Raw genomic sequence first — 22,092 nt, 5'->3', positions numbered from 1 at the left:
CCCCTTGTAGGTTGGGCTTTAGCCCATCAATCAACACAATAAACTATAGCCACTGACGGCATAAATGCCGACCTACAATTGTAATACCGACCTACAATGTGAAATATTATTCTACAATTGAAACGCAGACCGATAAATTATCATCACTAACACCAACATAACCAATTACCCTGCAAGCCAACAGAAAGACACTCCCCTCTGTAGGTTGGGCTTTAGCCCATCAATCAACACAATAAACTATAGTCACTGACGGCATAAATGCCGACCTACGAAGAAAGGCCTCTCCCTATCCGTCCAGCTTTATACTCCACCACATACCACTCAACAGTTTTTCTTATTCCAGATTCGAATGTTTCTTTAGCCGCCCAACCTAATTGCTTTTCAATCTTGCTAGCATCGATAGCATATCTAAGATCATGCCCAGGCCTATCTGCTACGAATGATATTAAGCTAGCAAAACCATTAACTTGATTATTTCCCCCGAGCTTTGAACTCGGATTTTCAGGCACTAGCTCCTCTAAAATATCACAGATGACTTTAACAACATCGATATTCTCTTTTTCGGAGTTTCCACCAACATTATAAGTTTCCCCTAAATTTCCTGCTGTCATCACCAGATAAAGAGCACGAACATGATCTTCTACATATAACCAATCTCTAACTTGCGTACCTAGTCCGTAAATAGGAATTGGTTTACCAGCTAGTGCATTCGTTATAGTTAGCGGGATTAGCTTTTCGCTATGTTGGTATGGACCATAGTTGTTAGAACAATTTGAAAGCACTACTGGTAATCCATAGGTTCTGTGCCATGCCCTAACAAGATGATCTGCTGCAGCTTTACTCGCTGAGTACGGTGAACTTGGTGCATAAGGAGAAGTCTCAGAGAACTGTCCAGCTAAGGGTAAATCTCCATATACTTCGTCAGTTGAAATATGATGAAACCTAAAATGTCTTTTTTTATCACCCTCTAGCTGTGAATAATAATCTCTACATGCTTCAAGTAAGGTAAAGGTACCAACAATATTTGTTTGTATAAACTCAGCCGAACCGCTAATGGAGCGATCAACGTGACTCTCTGCTGCTAGATGCATGATGGCGTCAGGTCTATACTTATTCAGTGTATCTAGCATTAGCTTGCTATTACAAATATCACCCTCGACAAAATGGTAACGCTCCTCATTCTCTAGGTGAATTAAACTTTTGGGAGAACTCGCATAGGTCAACTTATCAACATTTACGACATCATCTCGTGTCTCTTCTACTATCAATCGTATTAATGCCGAACCAATAAAGCCTGCACCACCAGTGATTAAAACAACCAAGTTTATCCCCTAAAATTTATAAATGTTTCCCTATATCCCAGAATATAGTGCTGATAAGTATATTCTGTTTTTACAACATTCAATATAAGAAGGTGATTAGGTTATTATATTGCTGTTCATTAAGAGCAGTATGCAATCAAAACATGCAAGATTATCCACATTATGGAAGAAAAGCTTATCTTCTCAAGCATAAGCATTTACCCTGTTGGTTGGGATTTAGCCCATCAATCATCATAATTGATCATCCTAGCTGACGGCATAAATGCCGACCTACAATTGCAGTACCGACCTACAATGCTAAATATCAATCTACTGACGGCATAAACGCCGACTGATAAATGAGCATCGCAAGTGCCAATATAACTATTTACCCTGCTGGCCAACAGAAAAATAGCCCCTGTAGGTTGGGCTTTAGCCCATCAATCAACACAATAAACTATAGTCACTGACGGCATAAATGCCGACCTACAATTGTAATACCGACCTACAATGCTAAATATCAATCTACTGACGGCATAAATGCCGACCTACAATGTGAAATATTATTCTACAATTGAAACGCAGACCGATAAATGAGCATCGCAAGCGCCAATATAACCATTTCCCCTGCTAGCCAACCGAAAGCCCCCCTCTGTAGGTTGGGCTTTAGCCCATCAATCATCATAGTAAAATATCGTCACTGACGGCATAAATGCCGACCTACAAAAAGTAACCGTACAATCAATCATACTTACCTATGGTTAAACGCTCCCTGTAGGTTGGGCTTTAGCCCATCAATCATCATAGTAAAATATCGTCACTGACGGCATAAATGCCGACCTACAAAAAGTAACCGTACAATCAATCATACTTACCTATGGTTAAACGCTCCCTGTAGGTTGGGTTTTAGCCCATCAATCATCATAATAAAATATCGTCACTGACGGCATAAATGCCGACCTACAATTGTAATACCGACCTACAATGCTAAATATCAATCTACAGACGGCATAGATGCCGACCTACAGTTGCAATACCGACCTGCAATGCTAAATATCAATCTACAGACGGCATAGATGCCGACCTACAATTGCAATACCGACCTGCAATGCGAAAACCCGAACTGATAACGTAAGTGACGATCTTAAAAAATAACGAACAATATTCCGAGCCTGGAAACAATTTAAAAGGCAAAAAAAAACCAATAGCTAAGCTATTGGTTTTTTTTAATAGGTATTTATACCTTGGTCAGATTAACCGCCAGTGCCGCCACCGCCAGTTCCGCCAGTCCCACCTGTTCCACCGGTTGGTGGCTCAGTTGGATCATCAGGCTCTTCTGGTGGGTTAGAAGGGCTAGGATCTGGAATCACGATATCAGCAGGAGGCTCTGTTGGGTCATAGTCAGGATCCGTTAAAGTGTCTAATTCCTTAGAAACTTCTTTCACCTCAACATAGATCTCTTCGCCAGCGTCATTCACTGGGTAATCAGGGTAAGAAACCAAAACTGTAGCTGTTAAGTTGTTAGCTGCGGTTGCAAGATCTGCAGGGTCTGCTTCAGGGTTAGCAACTAACGTATCAGATAACACAACATTCGTTGCCGAAATCAAGCTAAATAGCTCGCTCTCACCTGATTCTTTAATTTTAGCTAAGCTGCCTTCTACATCTTGTAAGAATTCAGTAACAGAAATCCCAGATACAGTAGTCAAATCACCAAGACCCAACGAGTTTAAGACTTCTTGTGCTGACGACTCATCATATGGTGCATCACCCAAGGTATCTGCAATCAAAGTTGAAATTGGAGATGCCGTAATTCCTGCGCCGCTAGCTGAAGCTAAACCCGTTGGAATTTTGTAAGTAACGTCGCTCATGTCTTTACCGTTTGAGGTATCAACAGCATTTTGAGTTGGTAAAAAGGTAAACTGACACTTTTCAGGGTTAGTAACAACTTGAAGGTCAAAAGTTACCTCAAGAGTAGTGTTACCATTGTAGTCAGTTTTATTGAGCGTACCGCTCGTACCGTCTTCACAAGTGTAGTTTGAGTCCATTCCCCAAACAGCTCCGTCAAACGCTTGAAGCGAAACAGACTGTTTAGGCGGTAGATCATTATCGTCACTACAACCTGCTACAAAGCAAGCTGAAATGCACAAGGCTAAAATTTTATATTTCATTGAAATCCCTTAAGTCAATGTTGTTATTCGCAAGCTACAATAGCTTAACATTTTATGGGTGAATTGATATAGCTCAAGCAACTAAACATATAATTTAAATCCAATTTAACCAGAATTGCACAGCTGCGCACTGTAACATATGGGTAAAATGCCAAAAAACGTGTTTAATATTCAGCTTGATCTATTGCGTAGGTAGCAACGGAACTTGACCGTCGCAAAATTAACGGAATACTGGAGTATTGTTTTAAGCCACCATCTTCATTACACAGCTCAATACTCTCTAGCTGGCGCTGTCAATGAAATTTAGTTAAGCAGTAAAAACTTTCTACATACTAAGTTTCTACTGCTTCGATAACGTCAGATACATCTACAAGCAACGCTTGAGCTATGAAGCACTACAAACTATAGACCGCTCTATATTTTGTCATTAATACCGATCACGATTAAAATATGCTTGATCCAAATTATGATACAACGAAGGCTCTTGCCCACTGTTACCGCTAATATAGTTTGGCTTACCTTTCTCTGCTATCAATGTTTCCACATAATAACTCCACTGCTCAATCCCCTTAACTTGGAAACCATATTTGGGATTCATCGACTTTTTAAAGTTAAGTGGTACTGAGAAGCCAATAGCAATGAAATCTTCCTCTTCACGGTCATCAAACTTTGTACGGCGATACTTTAAACCGACCTGCACATTGTCAAACCAATGTAATGACCTAAGCGTAAAGCCCTTATCGCCAGCCCAATACTGACCAGCAGTCAGCTCTACATCCCAATTTAACGGCGAGTAACGGTAGCGATACTTCATTAAAATAGGCTGATGGTTAATAGTATAAGGCTGGCTACCAGATACTTTTTCGTCAAAATCACCTGCTAATAAGGTAACCCGGTGTAAAGCATTATCACTTTGCCAGCGAGTCTCATTCAATAAACCATCGGAGTTACCGTAAATACGACCGTATGAGAACTGAGTAAATACATTAAGGGGCAATGAAAATGCTTGGTGGAATAAACGGCGATCTATGCCCTCATTTATACCAAAACTATTGCGGATGTATTTGCCATCTTCAAAGTCGTCAGAACTGGCAATGGTGTCAGACATATATCTAAAGTCGACCAAAGCACCTGGCCACAAAGACATTTGCGCATTAAGACTCATCACTAATTGGTAGTCAAATGCGCCATATTCAGTACCGACTAAGCTAGCAAGGGCCGGAGCAACAATCAGCCTAGGAACAAAGTGACTACTGGACTCATTTTTAACTAGCCAGTCAACATTATCGTTAACAAACCAATTAGAGACCAGATTGCTATCTTTAGCGCGTTTATAGCCACTAATATCTATCTCTTTATTGTCAGAAAAATCAAGTGTGACAGTTTTAACCACTAAGCCAAAATTAGTCATATTAATGCTAGCTTTGGTATGTAAATGTTCGCTAACCAGCTGTGCCATTACTTGCATGGCGTCATCTTCATTGCGGTTATAAAGATTATTCTCAAATTCAATCACTAACCTGTTAGCAATAAAATCATCAAAACCGATACTCACCGATTCAAAACCATAATCCGCTAAGAAATTAGCGAATGCATTAAGATCAGCCTTAGTGATCACCGAATCTGCTTTATGCTGCAAAGGCTCACGCACGATTGGCTGGTAACTTTGCGCCGTAGCGGCTACTTGAGCCTCATCATCTTTAGCTTCTATGCTTGGCTTAATAGGCGTAGCAGAACTAGCTTTAGGAGTTACCGTTGCAAGCGTTGACTGACTCGCTTGCTGCATCAACACCTTAGTTGATTTGCGCGGTGGAGTAGAGCCCATCGGGATAGTTAAGTTAAAGCTAAACCACTCATCTTCTACGTTATGTTCTTTGTCGCTGCTGTATAACTGCGCCGCCGCAGACACTTGCCAACCTTGTGGTAACCACTCTTGTGGCATAAACAACTTAAGCCCAGCATTGACTGCATTTGCATCATACTCAGCGGCTACTTGCAGAAAATCTACCGGCTGGTACTCAACAGAGCCAAACACGCCATTCATATAATCAAACGCATTATCTGATTTAGCGTAACCTACACTCGAACGAACACTACCAAACTGACTTAAATCAAGCTCTTTAGACGCACTAATATAATAAGCTTCAGAGTAAACCGCTGAGCCACCAATATCTTGGCCGCCCACAGCAAGTTCAAACCAGTTTTCAGGTATAAAAGGAATTTTGTATTTGAACGAACCAGACAAATCTCTAAAGCCACCACATCCCGACTCGCTATAGCAGTTACTAGACCACTCTTTTGTACCGAGTCTGCCTACAACTTCCAAATTAGGTAGTACACCAACGCCAAATTTTAAATCTGTTGCTTCTACAAAGCCGTCTCGGTCGAAATAGTTATCGCTATAACTAAAGGCGAAATCACCGTAATCTACCACTGCCGCATTAGGGGTGTTAAATACACCTGTATAGGCTTGCATAGAGTAACTATTATGTAGGCGGCTTGAATCAGACTCTGATGACGCTGCAGCGGAATTATCCTCCGCTTGACTAGCGCAAACAAAAGATGAGCTTATCGATGCTAAAATTATTATCGTTATTTTATTGAGGTTCATTAAAAATCCTAGAAAACTAGTCAATCAAAAATAATGGCTAATACAAAACTAATACTCTAATAGTTAAATAAATCTAAATAGGATGTGCAATCATCTAATTGCCACTAGCCTCTGGCAGCATATAACCAACATACTTACTGTGGCCTACTAGAAATGCACACTTGAGTGAATGCTCAACCATGGCTAGCGCTTGAATGAGAGTTTTAAGCAGCCGTCATTTCTGTTGTTTGAGCTAAAGACATTGCGATGTCACCTGCTAATAAGTATTAGTAGCTCAACAATAAACAGTGAGCCATCGCAACGGTTGAAATGAGTAATTTGTTAACAGCTAAACTTCAATTAATCCGTTAGAAAGTTCCGAAATTAACCCTGTTTACGCAAGCAAACTGACTATTTTTTCAGAGTTGAATTTGTTTAAAGTCGACTGTTTAAATACTAGATCGCAAATACCATCTTTAGGTACAAATCCCGTCGGTGTAGAAAGCAAAATCTCTCTAATTTCTTGATGATCATGGCGGTGGCATGCATGATCTAACCGACTTAAAATCATCGAGTATTGACTCCAAGGCAAAGAAAGCTCGTTGGCAGCCATAATACGCTCATGCTCAGTGCCCACAACATCATCACCAATGAGCAACTCTTCATATAGCTTTTCACCTGGCCTTAACCCCGCATAAGAAACCTCGATGTCACCATCTGGGTTTTGATCATCTTTAACAGTAAAACCGCTTAAATGAATCATTTTAACTGCCAGATCAACAATCTTTATTGGCTTTCCCATATCAAGTACAAAGACATCTCCGCCTTTACCCATAGCACCTGCTTGTATAACTAATTGCGACGCCTCAGGAATCGTCATGAAAAAACGCGTGATATCAGGATGAGTAACGGTAACGGGGCCATTTTTAGCAATTTGTGACTTAAACAAAGGCACTACCGAGCCCGAAGAGCCTAATACGTTGCCAAAACGCACCATACAAAAGCGAGTACGGTGAGACTCTTTTGCCAATGCTTGCAGAGCGAGTTCGGCCATACGCTTAGTCGTACCCATGACATTTGTAGGCCTAACTGCTTTGTCTGTTGATATAAGAACAAAAGTTTCAACGTGAGCTGCAATAGCGGCTTTAGCAGTATAGAGCGTGCCAAATATATTATTACGTACACCTTCAACAACGTTATACTCAACTAATGGTACATGTTTATAGGCTGCGGCATGATAAACGGTCTGCACGCCAAATGATTCCATAATCGCCTGTACACGATTTTGTTTTTGTACAGAACCTATTAATGGTAATACCTCTAGCTCAATATCCAAAGATAAGGCCAGTGCAGATAATTCTCGATCAATCGAGTAAAGGCCAAACTCTGACAGCTCAAATAATACAAGCTTTTGTGGCTTTAGCTTTAATACTTGGCGGCAAATCTCAGAGCCAATAGACCCACCTGCACCTGTGACCATCACCACTTTATTGGTGATATTACTGCACATAAGCTCGTGACGCGGAGGCACAGCTTCCCTACCTAATAAGTCGTCAATCTCGACTTCTTTAATATCTGAATATTGCTTTTTACCACATACGAGATCAGACATACCCGGTATAGTTAAAATCTGCACCGCTAATGGTTCTAGTTTTTTTAGAATACTCTGTCGCTGGCTTCTACTGGCACTCGGTAAAGCCAGTAATACTTTAGTTGCAGACTTTTGCTTGATCAGTTTTCTTATAATCGTAGGCGAATGTACGTGCACTCCCTGTATTATATTACCCTGTAACGATTCATCATCATCGACAAACGCAAAGGCGTGATATTCGTGACTTTGATTAAGAGACGTTAATAGTTGGCGACCACTAACCCCAGCCCCATAAATAATGACAGCCTCTCCCTGCTTTTTATTGCCGTTGCCAATAACAGAGCGAATAAGGAAGCGAGAACCGCCAATAAAAGTAAACGCAAAAAAGGAAAAAATAATCGGAACGGTTCGGGGAATCGTCCACTCAGCATAGTAAGATAAAATAACTAATGAAGTTGCAGCAATCACAATACCAATAATAATGGCAGAAAGTGCCTGTAATCCCATATAACGAAGCACTGCTCGATACAGCCCTAAACGTACGAAAGCAAAAATACTAATAGGTAAAATAGCCGAGATTAATAACCAATTTTCAGGTACTGTTAAAACGGCGAAAGAGTCCAGTCTGGCGAACATGGCTAGCCAGAAGGAAAAAACCAGAAAAATCATATCCATACAAACGCTAAAGATACGTTTATTGCGCCTTTTAAGCGCAAATAAAACTTTTAAAGCAGCCATAAAAAACATCCATTTAGTTTAAAACTTACTACAGGTCCATCTGAGTGCTTAACAGATTAAGACTTATCAGGATAGGATGCAAATAATACCACACGTCAAAATTTTGACTAGAGTCAATCCCACCAAAAACAACAAAAATACGCAGTTATTCACACTAAACGCTCTGTATTAACAAACCCAAGTGTTACTAGCGGTAAATTGGTCACCATTCCGCCATTAAGCGGTGTAGATACAAAGTGCCTTTTAGTTACCTTGCTAATCTTTAACTGGATAATCGAGCAGGAAGTTAAGTATTTGCTCAACACAACCAAAGCTGGGCAATATGTCGCAAAAATTACTTTTAACCAGCTAAATACTCCAGACCAGTCACTACCAATGAAATTTAAAACTACATAAGCTGAATTGACTTATGCTTTACTGTAATAAGTTTCTACAGCTTTGATGAAGCCAGATATATCCTCTACCGCAAGGTTATTAATGCCTGCTGCTGCGGCTCGTCCTCCGCCAGTGTTAAACTGACTACAAACGTCACCTGCGCCCTGTTTATTGGTTAAAGGGGCGCGCAGCGAGGCGGTATAGCTGTTATCTTTATTTTCCGTCAAAACAATGTGTGCTTTATCTGGCGAGTTGTTAGCCAGTAAGTTGCCATATACACCGCTGATCCTGCGCGCCCATGCAGCATCAGCAAGCTCATACACAGCTACGGTTTCGCTTGAGTAACGCGACTCTACAGCTAAAGCGTTATTCATATCTGCGGCATAGGCCGTTTGCAATTTATGGTATGGCGAATGAATATCAGCGAGAACCTCAAAAGGAGACTCGTATGCGAGCAGAGCGGAAAAAAGCTCTGCAGGATGAAAATGTAAGTCTTCAAAAACGGCGCCATAGCCGTTGTAGTTAATTAACGTTCCTAGTTCTTTAAGCAATTCTGCTTGATGTGTGCTCAAGTCCGCCTTTTCCGCTAAATCATCAGCAACTTTAATTAAATTGTCACCATAGGCCGCAGTAATCGCCCACAAATGAAACTGACCTTGCAATAAGCGGTCAATAATTAAAGCAGTACAAGTATCTGGGTTTAAATCGATATGTGCATCTAAATTTTTAGCGTCGGCAATAACACCTGAGCGATGATGATCCGCGTAAAAAACATCAACCTTATTGGCCAGTAACTGCGCCAGCGCTGCACTGTTTTTCTCCATCGAGATATCCAGCACGGTTACATTTTTTGCAGTATCGCAAGGTACTTGTTGCAGCAAAGCAATATCACGTTTAACCCCAGTGACCAACTCATTGTCAGCTGGCGACGCCAACCGCAGCTGCAATAGTGCGATAATGCCGTCTGCATCACCATTAAATACATCGTAATTCATTTCATTCCCTTTAAAGCGACTTTTTTATTGCCAAAAAACCGCTCAAATGCAAGTAATCCACTACTTGTTTAGCACACTCTTCAATGCTGTGTCGCTCGGTGTTGATATGCACCTCTGCTGATTCAGGTGCCTCATAAGCCGAGTCAATGCCCGTAAAGTGCTTTATCTCTCCCGCTCTGGCTTTTTTATAAAGCCCTTTAGGATCTCGTTGTTCACAAACCTCAAGTGGCGTGTCAACAAACACCTCAATAAACTGCTTTTCAGGCAGCTGTTCCCGCACCATGGCACGGTCTGCAATAAATGGCGAAATAAAAGCCGTAGAGACTATGAGCCCTGCATCTAAAAACAATTTTGAAACTTCACCAATACGGCGGATATTCTCAACTCTATCAACATCTGAAAAATTCAAATCAGCGTTCAAACCATGACGTACATTGTCGCCATCTAACACATAAGTTGTGCATCCAAGGTTATGTAGCATTCTGTCAACTGCATTAGCAATGGTAGATTTACCTGAGCCACTCAGCCCTGTAAACCAAAGCACTGCACCATTATGGCCATTAGACGCTTCACGCTCGTTACGTAAAACACTCGCTTGATGCCATACAACATCGGTGGATTTATCGAGAGAATCCATCTCTTTATAAGGAGACATAACAATCCTTAACTCAGTTAAAACGGGAAAAATATTGGCACCATAGTCAATACAATAAGTGCATAGGTGATGCTTACTGGTAAGCCTAATTGAACAAAATGACTCAACTTATACTGGCCAGCGCTAAACACCATTAAATTGGTCTGGTAGCCATAAGGGCTGATAAAACTGCCACTGGCTGCAAATGCAACCGTCATAACAAAAGGTAAAATGTCGACCCCAAACCCAAGAGCGACGCTATAAGCGACCGGAAACATTAACGCCGCAGCAGCATTATTGGTGACAAGTTCGGTCATTAACCAGGTGGCGATATAGATAATAATTAGGCCTAAGTAAACGTGGTCTTTATCTACACCTGCATTTAACCAAGTAGTTAGCTGCTCAACTACGCCGCTATTCACCAAAGCATGTGACAGTAAAATAGCCGATGACACAATCAGCCAAATACCAGTAGGAAAGCGCCGCATCAGTTCATTAACCGTGACACATTTACTGAAAACCAGTACGCCAAGAAACAGCAACATGCCTTCTAATAAGCCAATAAGACCAACGGCTGATAAAGCAACAGTGGCGATAAAGCCACCAATCGACAACCAGGATTTAGCACCATTAATACGTGATTCTGGCTCAACGCCGCTAATAAAAATAAAATTCTTAGCGATATTGCGACGGTTTTTAAAGTCTTCACCCACAGCTAAAACCAAAAAGTCGCCGGCACAAAGTGTCACTTCACCGAGCTTACCCGAGAGGTTGGCACCATCTCGGCGTATCGCCACCACGGCAGCATCGAACAAAGCTCTAAACCCAGCAGCCTTTAGTGTTTTACCCACTAAAACACTTTCAGGCCTCACAACCACTTCTGATAAGTTACTACTCAATAAACCATTCTGTTCTGAGAACAACGCCAAACCAGAAAATTGGCTCAGCTGCAGCACTTTAGTGATATCACCACTAAAAATAAGTCGATCACCAAGCTGCAATACCTCAGAAGGTGCTACCGGACTGATTAAGTTACGCTTTCTAACCACTTCAATTAGAAACAGCGATTCTAAATGCCGTAAGCCATTTTGCTCCACACTGCGACCAATTAACTCTGAGCCCTCTACAATTTCAGCGTCAATAAAGTACTCAGCAGTACTGCGTTGGTCGGTTTCAATATGTGGTAACCAACGACTACAAACAAACAACACTAAGCCACAGCCAACAACTAACATTAACCCAATCGCCGTGAACGAAAAAAAGCCTAGCGAATAGCCAACTGTATCGATAAATAAGCTATTAACAATCAAATTGGTTGAGGTGCCAATTAGTGTCAGCGAACCGCCCAAAATAGCGGCATAAGATAAAGGTAATAGTAATTTAGACGCCACATGATGCGGATTGTTACGCACCGGAGACAGCAAAGTCGCCACCACCGCCGTATTGTTTAATACAGCGGAACATATCGCGGTCACGCCAAATAAGCGTAACCATGTTGAGCGGTAGCTTTGCACTATTACTTTTGATGCAAGGATTTTAAGTAAGCGGGTTTTTTCAAGCGCAAAGGAACAAAACACTAACAAGATAAGTGTGATCAGCCCAGGGTTTGCAATGCTCGACAATAATTGTTGCTGGGACACTAAATTAAATGCCACCAACAGCAACAGCACGCCACCAAAAATAGGTACGGTACGAGTTTGATAGCGGATCAAACAACCGATTGTGGCGATAAACAAACCAAGGGTTAGATAGGCATCAAGCGACATATCAATCACTATAGAAAGAAAAAATAACAAAAGAAACAAAGCTTACGGTAAACACCAACCTCAATGTTGAGGTTGGTGTTACGTTAACCTAAACGATTTTCTTCGCGCCCCAATGTGGGAAGTGTTTGCGCACCAAAGCATTCATCTCAACTTCAAACTCTGAATACTGATGTGCCTTAACCTTCGCTCCATCGAGAACGTTACAAATCATCCCTGCACCAACAGTTACGTTCGTTAGGCGGTCGATAACAATAAATGCACCCGTACTGCGGTTGTCATTATATGCATCAAACTGCACCGGCTCGGTCACTGCAAAATGACAATTACCGATTTCATTGAGTGCAAATTGCGAAGCTTCTTGCTGCTGCAAAGTATTAACATCAACTTTATAGTTAATCGCATCTACATAACCGTAAACAGACTTACTACCAACTTTGATGACATATTCACGATCTAAACAAAGTGACTCTTCTGTCATCCATACAATGTCAGCAGAAAAATGCGAAGACGAACTAGGCTGCTCATGAGGCCTTACTAACATATCGCCGCGACTCACATCGATTTCATCAGCCAGAGTCAGCGTAATGGCCATACCAGCACTGGCTTTTTGTAATTCACCATCAAAGGTCACTATCGATTTAACCTTGCTCTCTTTACCTGACGGCAAGGCAACAACGGTATCGCCGACGCGGATATCACCGGATGCAATGGTGCCGCAAAAACCACGAAAATCTAAGTTAGGACGGTTAACATATTGCACCTGAAAACGAAATGCGCTGCTGCGGTCTTTATCAACTGAAACCGTATTCAACAATTTAAGTAAGGTCGAACCGGGATACCAGTTCATCGCTTCACTTTCATTCACAACGTTATCGCCCTTTAGCGCCGAAATAGGCACAAAACGAACGTCTTCAAAGGCTAAGTCCGTAGCAAACTCACGGTATTCCTGTTTAATTTTCTGATACACGTTTTGGTCATAATCCACCGCATCCATCTTATTAATAGCTATAACCACGTGCTTAATGCCAAGCTTGGAACAGATAAAGCTGTGACGACGCGTCTGAACTTGTACCCCGTGGCGAGCATCAATCAAAATAATCGCTAAATCACAAGTCGATGCGCCAGTAGCCATGTTACGAGTGTATTGCTCGTGGCCTGGAGTGTCAGCGATAATAAACTTGCGCTGCTCGGTGGCAAAATAACGGTATGCCACGTCAATGGTGATCCCCTGCTCACGCTCTGACTGCAAACCATCAACCAACAAAGCAAGATCAAAAGCTTCGTCAGTGGTATTAAAACGTTTAGAATCCTTTTCAATCGCTGCCATTTGATCTTCAAAAATCATTTTGCTATCAAATAACAGGCGACCAATTAGAGTAGATTTACCGTCATCGACACTGCCACAAGTAAGCACTCGAAGCATATCTTTGTTTTCATGAACTTTTAAATAAGCTTCAATATCAGAAGCAATTAAATTAGCGCTGGACATTTTTATTCCCTTATCTATGCGCTTCGAGCATTTCAAGAACGCGCATAGTTAAATCTATATTATCTAAAGGCACCCGCTCGATGCGGGAGGGTATTTTAGCCACTTAATGTTTATCAAATACCAAGGGCTTTATCTTTTCCCGGCTAAGGCCGGTCCTACTTCTAAAATTACTTTTCAATCTTAGAAATAACCTTCAATTTTTTTCTTTTCCATTGAGCCAGCAGAGTCATTGTCAATAACGCGCCCTTGCCGCTCTGAAGTGGTACACAGCAACATCTCCTGGATAATCTCTGGTAGTGTTTCCGCTTCCGACTCCACGGCTCCAGTTAGTGGATAGCAACCTAATGTTCTAAAACGCACCATTTTCTCTTCAGCCACTTCGCCTGCTTCCAGCTCCATGCGTTCGTCATCTACCATGATCAAAGTACCATCGCGTTCAACCACTGGACGTTTCTTAGACAAGTACAGCGATGGAATTTCAATGCCTTCTAAATAGATATACTGCCAAATATCCAGCTCGGTCCAATTAGACAGTGGAAATACGCGAATACTCTCGCCTTTGTCGACTTTGCCATTATAGATATTCCAAAGCTCAGGACGTTGGTTTTTAGGGTCCCAACGGTGCTTATTGTCGCGGAAAGAGTAAACGCGCTCTTTAGCGCGAGATTTCTCTTCATCACGTCGCGCACCACCAAAGGCGGCATCAAAACCATGCATGTCCAGTGCCTGTTTAAGCCCCTCGGTTTTCATGATGTCGGTATGTTTAGCACTGCCATGAGTAAACGGACTAATATTCATCTCTAATCCGCGCGGGTTTTTATGCACGATCAAATCAAAGCCATGTTTTTTGGCCATTTGATCACGAAAACCTATCATTTCCTTGAATTTCCAGTTGGTGTCAACATGCATCAAAGGGAACGGAATTTTACCTGGGTAGAATGCCTTACGCGCCAAATGCAACAACACTGAGGAGTCTTTACCCACAGAATAAAGCATTACAGGGTTGTTAAACTCAGCAGCTACTTCACGCATAATATGCATTGACTCAGCTTCTAGAGCTCGTAAATGAGTGAGTTTACTATTTTCCATTTGAATAAATTACCTTTAAATTTTTGCTGCTTTGGTGACAACAACGTTAATCGCATCACACATTGTTTTAATTTCTGCCGCAGTTAAAGTTGGGTGAACCAAAAACATTAAAGACGTCTCACCTAACTCAACTGCATTTTTTAAGCGCTCTTTAGGGCGCCATGGAGTGTTATCAAACGCTTTCTCTAGGTAGACCTCCGAGCAACTTCCCTGAAAACAAGGAACACCAAGCGCTACTATTTCCTCTACAATTCGATCTCGACTCCAACCATCATTCAACCACTGCGTATTAACAAACAGATAATGCTTATACTCTGCATGTTCAATGTAATCGGGCACAGTAACTGTACGAACCAATTTGCTACCAGCAACAGCCTCGTCAATTGATGCTGCATTAGCTTGTCGTAGTGCACTCCAATCTTGCATGCGTGTTAACTGAATTCGACCGATTGCGGCTTGCATTTCGGTCATACGCCAATTGGTACCAAATGATTCATGTAACCAACGGAATCCTGGTGGATGCTCGCGTTCATAAATAGCTTCAAAGCTTTTACCGTGATCTTTATATGACCACATTTTTGACCAGAGCGCTTTGTCATTCGTAGCTACCATGCCACCTTCGCCACCTGTAGTCATGATTTTATCCTGACAAAAACTCCAAGCACCGATATGGCCAATAGAGCCAACACTCCGACCTTTATATTTTGCACCGTGAGCTTGAGCGCAATCTTCAATAACATAAAAGCAATGTTTAGCGGACAAAGCCATAATCGCATCCATATCTGCAGCCATGCCCGCAAGGTGCACTACAATTACAGCTTTGGTTTGTGGCGTTAACACAGCTTCAATTGATTCTGCTGTAATATTTTGACTATTTAAATCTATATCAGCAAAAACTGGTATTCCGCCTGCTGTAACAATTGAAGAGACAGAGGCTAGAAATGTACGAGGAGTAGTAATAACTTCATCATCAACACCGACATTTAGCGCTTTCAACGCAAGGTCTAAAGCTAGAGTACCATTAGCTAAAGCAATTGCATTATCACAACCAACCCAAGCCGCAAATTCTTTTTCGAATTTACGGCACTCTTGGCCAGTCCAATAATTAACTTTATTTGAGAGTAAAACATGAGTAACAGCCTCAGTTTCTTCTTGTGTAAAAGAAGGCCAGGGAGAGAATTTTGTATTCAGCATTATTTGACAACCGTTCTAAATATATAAATGAGATCTTTACTTAAAGACCACGTCATAATGTACGACAAATTAATTTTTACTTTATCAGGCCAAATTACACTTTTGTTAAACTCTTCGGGGTTATCTCTTTGCGCCAACAATTCTTCTTCATCACGGTATTTTAAAGTTGCAGGCCCTGTAATTCCTGGTCTTAATGATAAAATACCTCGCTGATTATCAGCTAATTTGTCAGCAAAACCGGGAACATCTGGTCTAGGCCCAACGAAACTCATATCGCCTAAAATAACATTCCATAATTGAGGAAGCTCATCTACTTTAGTTTTTCTAAAGAACATTCCTGTTTTTGTAATTCGAGGGTCTTTGCTTGTGGTAACCGAAGAATCGAAACCAGAGACTGATATCATGGTTTTAATTTTTATTACTCTGAATAGTTTTCCATTTAAACCTACACGCCATTGTAAAAAAAATCCATTTGATGATGTATCTAAACTAGCAATAATCCAGGCTAACAAGATTAACCAACCAAAAAATAAAAGGCCTAACAAGGAAAATATAATATCAAAACTTCTTTTGATAAATGCTTGTCGTCCATTTAATTTAACCATATCAATTAAAACCATTGAGTTTACCATGTTTCGCTTCAATAAGGTCTAAAGCGGCTTTTATTTTGATTGCATCTCTATCTTTACTATAATCAATAGACTTATACTTAAAATTATTTGGCAAATCAAATTTTACAGTTGTTATTATACCTTTACTTTTTAGCCATAAATGTACTTTATCAATCTCTCGTTTAGGGTTCATACACAAATCTTCATAAAAAAGCTGAAACATGTTACCAGCATACGTACTATCATCTAAGCGACGATTGAGCCAATAAACCTGAGCAGCAACTTTTTCATGATTAGATAGATAATTAACACCTAAGCACTCCTTAGGTACTATAGATATCCAATCTGAACTATACTTTTTCATAGAGTTGAACAAAGACAAGGCATTTGAAACGGGATCTCTACGCAACCTTATAAATGAAGCCTTTGGAAAATGGTTACAAACCTCTGTGGGGTGTAATGTATGTCCAAGAAAAGCCGTTAAAAATGGGGTTGAATTATTAGTCAAAGAAAATAAAACTGAATTTATATAGCTAGTTCGCTTATCAATATGAGCAGGCTTACCTAATGTATAGTCCTTGTCTTCTAAGTTAAAATCAAACCAATAACTCCAAAAATCCAAACCTTCTGCAGGCCCACCCACACCAGAAACTAGACCATGTTGAGACTTGAAATTAGATTTATGCTTCAAAGATATTAAAGATGATAATAAACCACCTAGTAGTGGTAACTGATAAAACAGAATCCAAATGTTAGATAAGTACTGAAATGTCAACCTATGGCATAATGATTGATAAGTTACAGTTGAACCACTTCTTGGTAAAGCCAATAAAAACACAGCATTACTAAGATTTTTTCTTTTATGTTTTTTTATTAAAAAAGATTCAAAAGGCCTAAAAATAAACAGAGGTAACTTTTGAAAAAGCTTACATGACTTGACTAATAAACTCCCTCTTTTCATAAGTTTTCGCCTTTCATACTTTTTCGCCTGATTTCTTCTTGTAAAAGTAAAATAGATAACTTTTTTAAAATCGAAATTCCACTATTATCTATCATCCACTTGAATGGATACAACAAGCTAACGATAGCTCCGAACCAAGGTTTATATACTAGATTAAGATCTGCATATGCCTTTCTGAAATTAAACTTACTCATTAAAAACTGATGAATATTAGTATCATGACTAATACTTCTTGTTCCGTCAGAAATATACTTAAATTTCAGGTCATACAGATAATGCTTTTCCATTTCATGAAATAATAAATAAGAAGAAAATTTTTTCATAGAGTCAGGAGTAGACCACATCGTTACATAGAAACAAACATTTCTCTCAATATAATTTTCAGAAAAAGCGACCATTTGATTAGTATCATTCTCAAACACCCCGAAAAAGTCAGTATTATCGGGTAAGCTATTTATTGATAATAAAAACTCTGACTTTGTAAAAATGCGCTCGTGAGTTTTATAACGACTGTATGCGCTAATATATATATCATATCCAAAATTTAAAATAACTTCTTTATCTATCAACTGTACAAAGTATGTAGAACTAGCCTTTTTAACCATATATCTAGTTTTCTTAGGTAGATTCTCTACCGGTTCAAAATTATCTTTAATTATATGCCACCAACATTGATTTTCAGTTCTATCGAAGTTTTTGTCCCAACGAATAAAGTAACAATCACTAGCTTTAAGAATTTCGTAGGCTTCACATGGTTTTAAATCTGCCTGTTTTAATGGAGGAGACAAAGGGAAGAGGCCTTTTTGATTATCTCTAAAACAGATCCCTTTATTACTTTCAAATTTATAGCCGATCAAGAGTTACTCCATTTGAAATTATTACTTTATAAAACATTAGAAAAAGCAGATGTATTAGAAACCAACAGAATATCTAATTACTGAAACGGTTCTCATTTAAACTTTTGGTTAATTTAAACCCATGAGTTTTAACAATTCAGTATTAACTTTCTTAACATCAAACTTTTCTTCAGCAATTATTCGACTACTATGAGCCATATCATTCCATTTATCAAAATTCTCAATAAACCAAATCATTTTTACAGCTAATTGGGCTGAATTTTGTTTTTCAACTAAAAAGCCATTAACACCATCAACTACTGTCTCCTTGCAACCTGGGACATTTGTCGTAATTATTGGACGGCCAATAGCCATAGCCTCCAGAACTGTTCTAGGTAAGCCTTCATGATATGAAGGTAAAACAAAAATATTACATTCTTTCAAGAATGGTCGAACATCATCGGTCGAACCAAGGTAATCAATTACTTTTTTCGAATTTAAATACTCAAACTCTTGAAGAGATATACCATCTGGTGAAGCATCTTCTGCGCCTAGTAGTTGGAAAATTGCTTTGGGATATTTGAGCCTAACGATATTGGCAGCTGCTATATACTCCTTAATACCTTTATCACCGAGTAAACGTGCAATAAGTAAAAATTTAGGTATTGAAGTAAGAGGTTCTTTTGAAAAATGAGATAAGTCAACACCGGACCCATTTACAACAAAAGCCTTTTCCTCATTAATTATGCCTAAATCAATAAAAACTTGACGATTATCCAGGTTCTGAAAAATAACCTTCTCAGATTTTTTTAGCGCCTTTGTATACAAAAAAGCAACTAATCTTACCAAAATATTTTTAAGTCTATTTCCTTTTTGAAAAGCGAAACCAAGTCCAGTGACCAAGGCATAAAAGCGACATTCAGGTATTAATCTAGAAGCTAGACCTCCCCAGATTATAGGCTTAATTGTATAGGCAAGAATGACATCTGGTTTTTCATGTTTGAATAATGATAATAATTGCCAAAAGGTTTTGAAATCTTGAAAAACATTCAGCCCATTTCTGTTGATATCTAGATCAAAGTACCTTGTCCCAAGAGATTCAATATTTTTAATTTCAGTTAATGTAGCACCAGACGCTAATGCGACAACGTCGTATTTAAAAACCATTTTTTTTAATAACTCCCCCCTAAAATTAATTAAAGAACGAGGTTTAGCACCAACAACTACGATTTTCTTTTGACTAGACATTAATTCACCGGTTTACTAATAAATAGACTAATTTTTAGATAAACAAATATGCAAAACAAAATTATATTAAATTTTCAGATTGATGTTCAGCGTTCCAGTACTCTTCAACAGCTTTAATACCATTCCCCGAGCACGGTCACAATGCCTACCAGATGACAGATTTTATTGAGTAGGAAAATATGAAATCAGGTTTAATAGTTTTTATCGTCTTACATAAAAACATCAATGCCTTCATGTCATTTAAAACATTGATTTTATTTCTGGTTATTGGGTAGGCAATATACTTACACGCTTCAATAGTTTGAACCTCGGAAGGTATTGCGCCAAGTGCTATATGCCCAGAACTAACTAGCAAGTGTTCTAGAGCCTCTCTAAAGTTGTAAATAGAACTAGGTTTAGTGCCAATAATTAATTTTCTACTCTATAATCGGTTTACTAGGCTTGAAAATTACTAACACTCTAAATAGATATTTATAGAATATCGGAAGTGTTAAACTAATATTACCGTTAGACTTTCTCAAAGAAATACTTTTGCTTTTTTTCCTCACACGGTTTCCAGAAACACCATGACCACAATTAAGGTTTTCAAGATCTACTAGAGAACTATTCAAGCCAAAATGGTTTACAAGGAAAGTGTCACAATCAACAACAATTTCTTCATACTCGATAAACTTATAGCCATTAGAAAAAAAACGACCTATTAGGCAAGTAAATAAATTGGCAAAAAAAGCACCTACAAAACTTCTCAATAGGAAGATGTGGGGGATCCCCTCAACCTTAACCCCTTTATTTAAATCTTTATTAGAGCCTTTTAACAATGATTGGAGTAACAAATCTGAATTTTTATATAAATGGACAATTGTGACATTAACCCCTAACCTTTTGAAAATTATAGGTCTCATGAAAGTTTTACGGCTTATTTTTGATGAATCTACAATATCAACATTAGAATTCGACTTGAAATAATTGGTCCAAAACTGATCATATATACTATTATACGATTTTTTGAAAAGACCTCTTAAACCTTCATACTTTCTAGTTTCAATAGCTAGTTTATTGATTTTACCATTGTATTCCTTAAAAAAAGGTTTCCAATATTCACACTCTAAAATCGGTTCACCACATGAACAGTATTCGTTATTATGTATACAATCGAATAAGTTTGTTGCCTCACCAATTCCTTCTAGTCCATCAAAATTAGTTAGGAGAGTGTCTAAAACAGTAGACCCACTTCTACCATAGCCTGATATATAAAAACAATTCATCTTAAACCTTTTATAACATTTAGATCAAAAGTAGGATAAATATAAAACCCAAGCTTAATCCTACATAATATTAAGCCAGAAACATTCTGGACGATCGTTGTTATAAGTTGTGCTAAGACAGCCCCATGCAAGCCCCAAAATTTTGTGAAGAAATAAAATAAGACAAGGCAGCACGTATTCACAACCAATAACAAACCCTTTACATTCCGTTGATTATCCGTCAGCGTCAGCAATAAGAAGACAGGCCCACAGCAAACATTTATTAATTGTCCTAAGCAAAGAAAAATCAAAAAACCTGATGCGACGACAAAGTCAGCTCCAAATAACAATAATATTTTCTCCGGGAATATAATAATCAACAAAACTAATGGAAGAGAAAAGATTAAGGACAAAAAAGAGGAGACTCTGACTATTTTTTTTAACAAAACTACATTATTACTAAAAAAATTTTCAGATATAAACGGTGGGATAATGGTATTAATAACAATTAAAACAAAGCTTACTGTAATAGTTATTTGCATACAAACTTTGAATAATGCCAGATCAGCCATTGATAAATTCAAAGGAGCAATTAATGTAGTGCTAATAGAGAATATATACGTAGTGATAGCGATCAAAAAAAAGTCTTTTGAACTTTGTATATATCTACCTTCCAACGTTGAGTCATTTAAATATTTAGTTTTACTTTTACCGAACCTGGCAGCACAAAAACGAGCACCAAAATAATTAGTAATAATCAGACTAATGAAATATACCAGAACAACGATTAACATTGGATATGCCCCATCCCCTGATAACGCACTGAATGCCCCCCCCCCTGATAACGCAGTGATTAAATACAAAAAAACACAAGATATTGCCAATGTAAAACCCGGTTCCATAAAACATGACATCAAAGGTTTTTTAATTCCTTTAAAAAAGCCTGACATAGCTAAATTAGTAGAACTAAAGAGTAAACTAAAAATCAAAATACTAATAGAGATGATATCTATCACTTGATAGCTAGAATAATTTAAAAATAAAGAGGCAAACAACAAAACGCTTACAAAAAGAAGAATACAAAATGACAGTTTAATTTTCACAATGTTTTTATTAAAAAATTCCTTTAAATAAATACTAGATGGCTCCTCCCCTACAACTTTCATTATTAACTTGTCTCTTCCAAAAGTAAGAATTAAGGAGCCAAATAAAATTAGGGTTTGCGAATAAAAAACATATCCCATTTGCGCCATGTCCAGGAA

16 protein-coding genes are annotated in these 22,092 nt (G+C 38.9%); all 16 read right to left on the bottom strand.

Features of this window, described 5'->3' with window-relative positions; translation table 11 throughout:
- Nucleotides 1–266: 266 nt before the first annotated feature.
- Nucleotides 267–1,322 (bottom strand): dTDP-glucose 4,6-dehydratase, encoded by a 1,056-nt coding sequence (gene rfbB / locus SWP_RS07100; protein ID WP_020911757.1) that lies wholly within the window; start codon nucleotides 1,320–1,322, stop codon nucleotides 267–269.
- Between the two features lie 1,232 nt (nucleotides 1,323–2,554).
- The gene (locus SWP_RS07095; RefSeq protein ID WP_020911756.1) at nucleotides 2,555–3,469 is read right to left on the bottom strand and encodes a hypothetical protein; all 915 of its coding nucleotides are present in this window, start codon (nucleotides 3,467–3,469) and stop codon (nucleotides 2,555–2,557) included.
- Between the two features lie 427 nt (nucleotides 3,470–3,896).
- Nucleotides 3,897–6,080, bottom strand: coding sequence for a YjbH domain-containing protein (locus SWP_RS07090; protein WP_020911755.1), 2,184 nt, complete (start codon nucleotides 6,078–6,080; stop codon nucleotides 3,897–3,899).
- Nucleotides 6,081–6,453: 373 nt separating this feature from the next.
- Nucleotides 6,454–8,388, bottom strand: coding sequence for a polysaccharide biosynthesis protein (locus SWP_RS07085; RefSeq protein ID WP_044555747.1), 1,935 nt, complete (start codon nucleotides 8,386–8,388; stop codon nucleotides 6,454–6,456).
- 407 nt (nucleotides 8,389–8,795) lie between these two features.
- A complete protein-coding gene (locus SWP_RS07080; RefSeq protein WP_020911752.1) occupies nucleotides 8,796–9,758 on the bottom strand; it encodes a hypothetical protein in 963 nt (320 codons plus the stop codon).
- 10 nt (nucleotides 9,759–9,768) lie between these two features.
- Entirely contained in the window at nucleotides 9,769–10,413 is a 645-nt protein-coding gene (cysC, locus tag SWP_RS07075) for an adenylyl-sulfate kinase (RefSeq protein WP_020911751.1), read from the bottom strand.
- Between the two features lie 17 nt (nucleotides 10,414–10,430).
- On the bottom strand, nucleotides 10,431–12,158 hold the full coding sequence (locus tag SWP_RS07070) for an SLC13 family permease (protein ID WP_044555746.1): 1,728 nt from the start codon (nucleotides 12,156–12,158) through the stop codon (nucleotides 10,431–10,433).
- A gap of 88 nt (nucleotides 12,159–12,246) precedes the next feature.
- Nucleotides 12,247–13,647, bottom strand: a complete 1,401-nt coding sequence (gene cysN / locus SWP_RS07065; RefSeq protein ID WP_020911748.1) for a sulfate adenylyltransferase subunit CysN — start codon at nucleotides 13,645–13,647, stop codon at nucleotides 12,247–12,249.
- A 180-nt stretch (nucleotides 13,648–13,827) separates the two neighbouring features.
- Entirely contained in the window at nucleotides 13,828–14,736 is a 909-nt protein-coding gene (gene cysD / locus SWP_RS07060) for a sulfate adenylyltransferase subunit CysD (RefSeq protein WP_044555745.1), read from the bottom strand.
- Nucleotides 14,737–14,751: 15 nt separating this feature from the next.
- The gene (locus SWP_RS07055; protein ID WP_020911746.1) at nucleotides 14,752–15,930 is read right to left on the bottom strand and encodes a DegT/DnrJ/EryC1/StrS family aminotransferase; all 1,179 of its coding nucleotides are present in this window, start codon (nucleotides 15,928–15,930) and stop codon (nucleotides 14,752–14,754) included.
- Entirely contained in the window at nucleotides 15,930–16,550 is a 621-nt protein-coding gene (locus SWP_RS07050) for a sugar transferase (RefSeq protein WP_228371122.1), read from the bottom strand. The genes SWP_RS07055 and SWP_RS07050 overlap by 1 nt, the downstream gene beginning before the upstream one ends.
- Nucleotides 16,537–17,502 carry a sulfotransferase gene (locus tag SWP_RS07045; protein ID WP_020911743.1) on the bottom strand — a complete coding sequence of 322 codons (966 nt, stop codon included), beginning with the start codon at nucleotides 17,500–17,502 and terminating at the stop codon, nucleotides 16,537–16,539. The genes SWP_RS07050 and SWP_RS07045 overlap by 14 nt, the downstream gene beginning before the upstream one ends.
- Nucleotides 17,499–18,359, bottom strand: a complete 861-nt coding sequence (locus SWP_RS07040; RefSeq protein WP_020911742.1) for a hypothetical protein — start codon at nucleotides 18,357–18,359, stop codon at nucleotides 17,499–17,501. Before SWP_RS07040 ends, SWP_RS07045 begins: the two co-directional genes overlap by 4 nt.
- 108 nt (nucleotides 18,360–18,467) lie before the next feature.
- A complete protein-coding gene (locus SWP_RS07035; RefSeq protein WP_044555744.1) occupies nucleotides 18,468–19,586 on the bottom strand; it encodes a glycosyltransferase family 4 protein in 1,119 nt (372 codons plus the stop codon).
- A gap of 416 nt (nucleotides 19,587–20,002) precedes the next feature.
- Nucleotides 20,003–20,851: a hypothetical protein gene (locus tag SWP_RS07030; RefSeq protein ID WP_020911740.1), complete on the bottom strand. Its 849-nt coding sequence runs from the start codon at nucleotides 20,849–20,851 to the stop codon at nucleotides 20,003–20,005.
- Nucleotides 20,848–22,083: a lipopolysaccharide biosynthesis protein gene (locus tag SWP_RS07025; RefSeq protein WP_020911739.1), complete on the bottom strand. Its 1,236-nt coding sequence runs from the start codon at nucleotides 22,081–22,083 to the stop codon at nucleotides 20,848–20,850. The genes SWP_RS07030 and SWP_RS07025 overlap by 4 nt, the downstream gene beginning before the upstream one ends.
- Between the last annotated feature and the right edge of the window lie 9 nt (nucleotides 22,084–22,092).

Source organism: Shewanella piezotolerans WP3 (assembly GCF_000014885.1).
GTDB lineage: Bacteria > Pseudomonadota > Gammaproteobacteria > Enterobacterales > Shewanellaceae > Shewanella > Shewanella piezotolerans.
The sequence above is the reverse complement of the archived record's forward strand: the minus strand, read 5'-3'. Positions and strand labels throughout refer to the sequence as shown.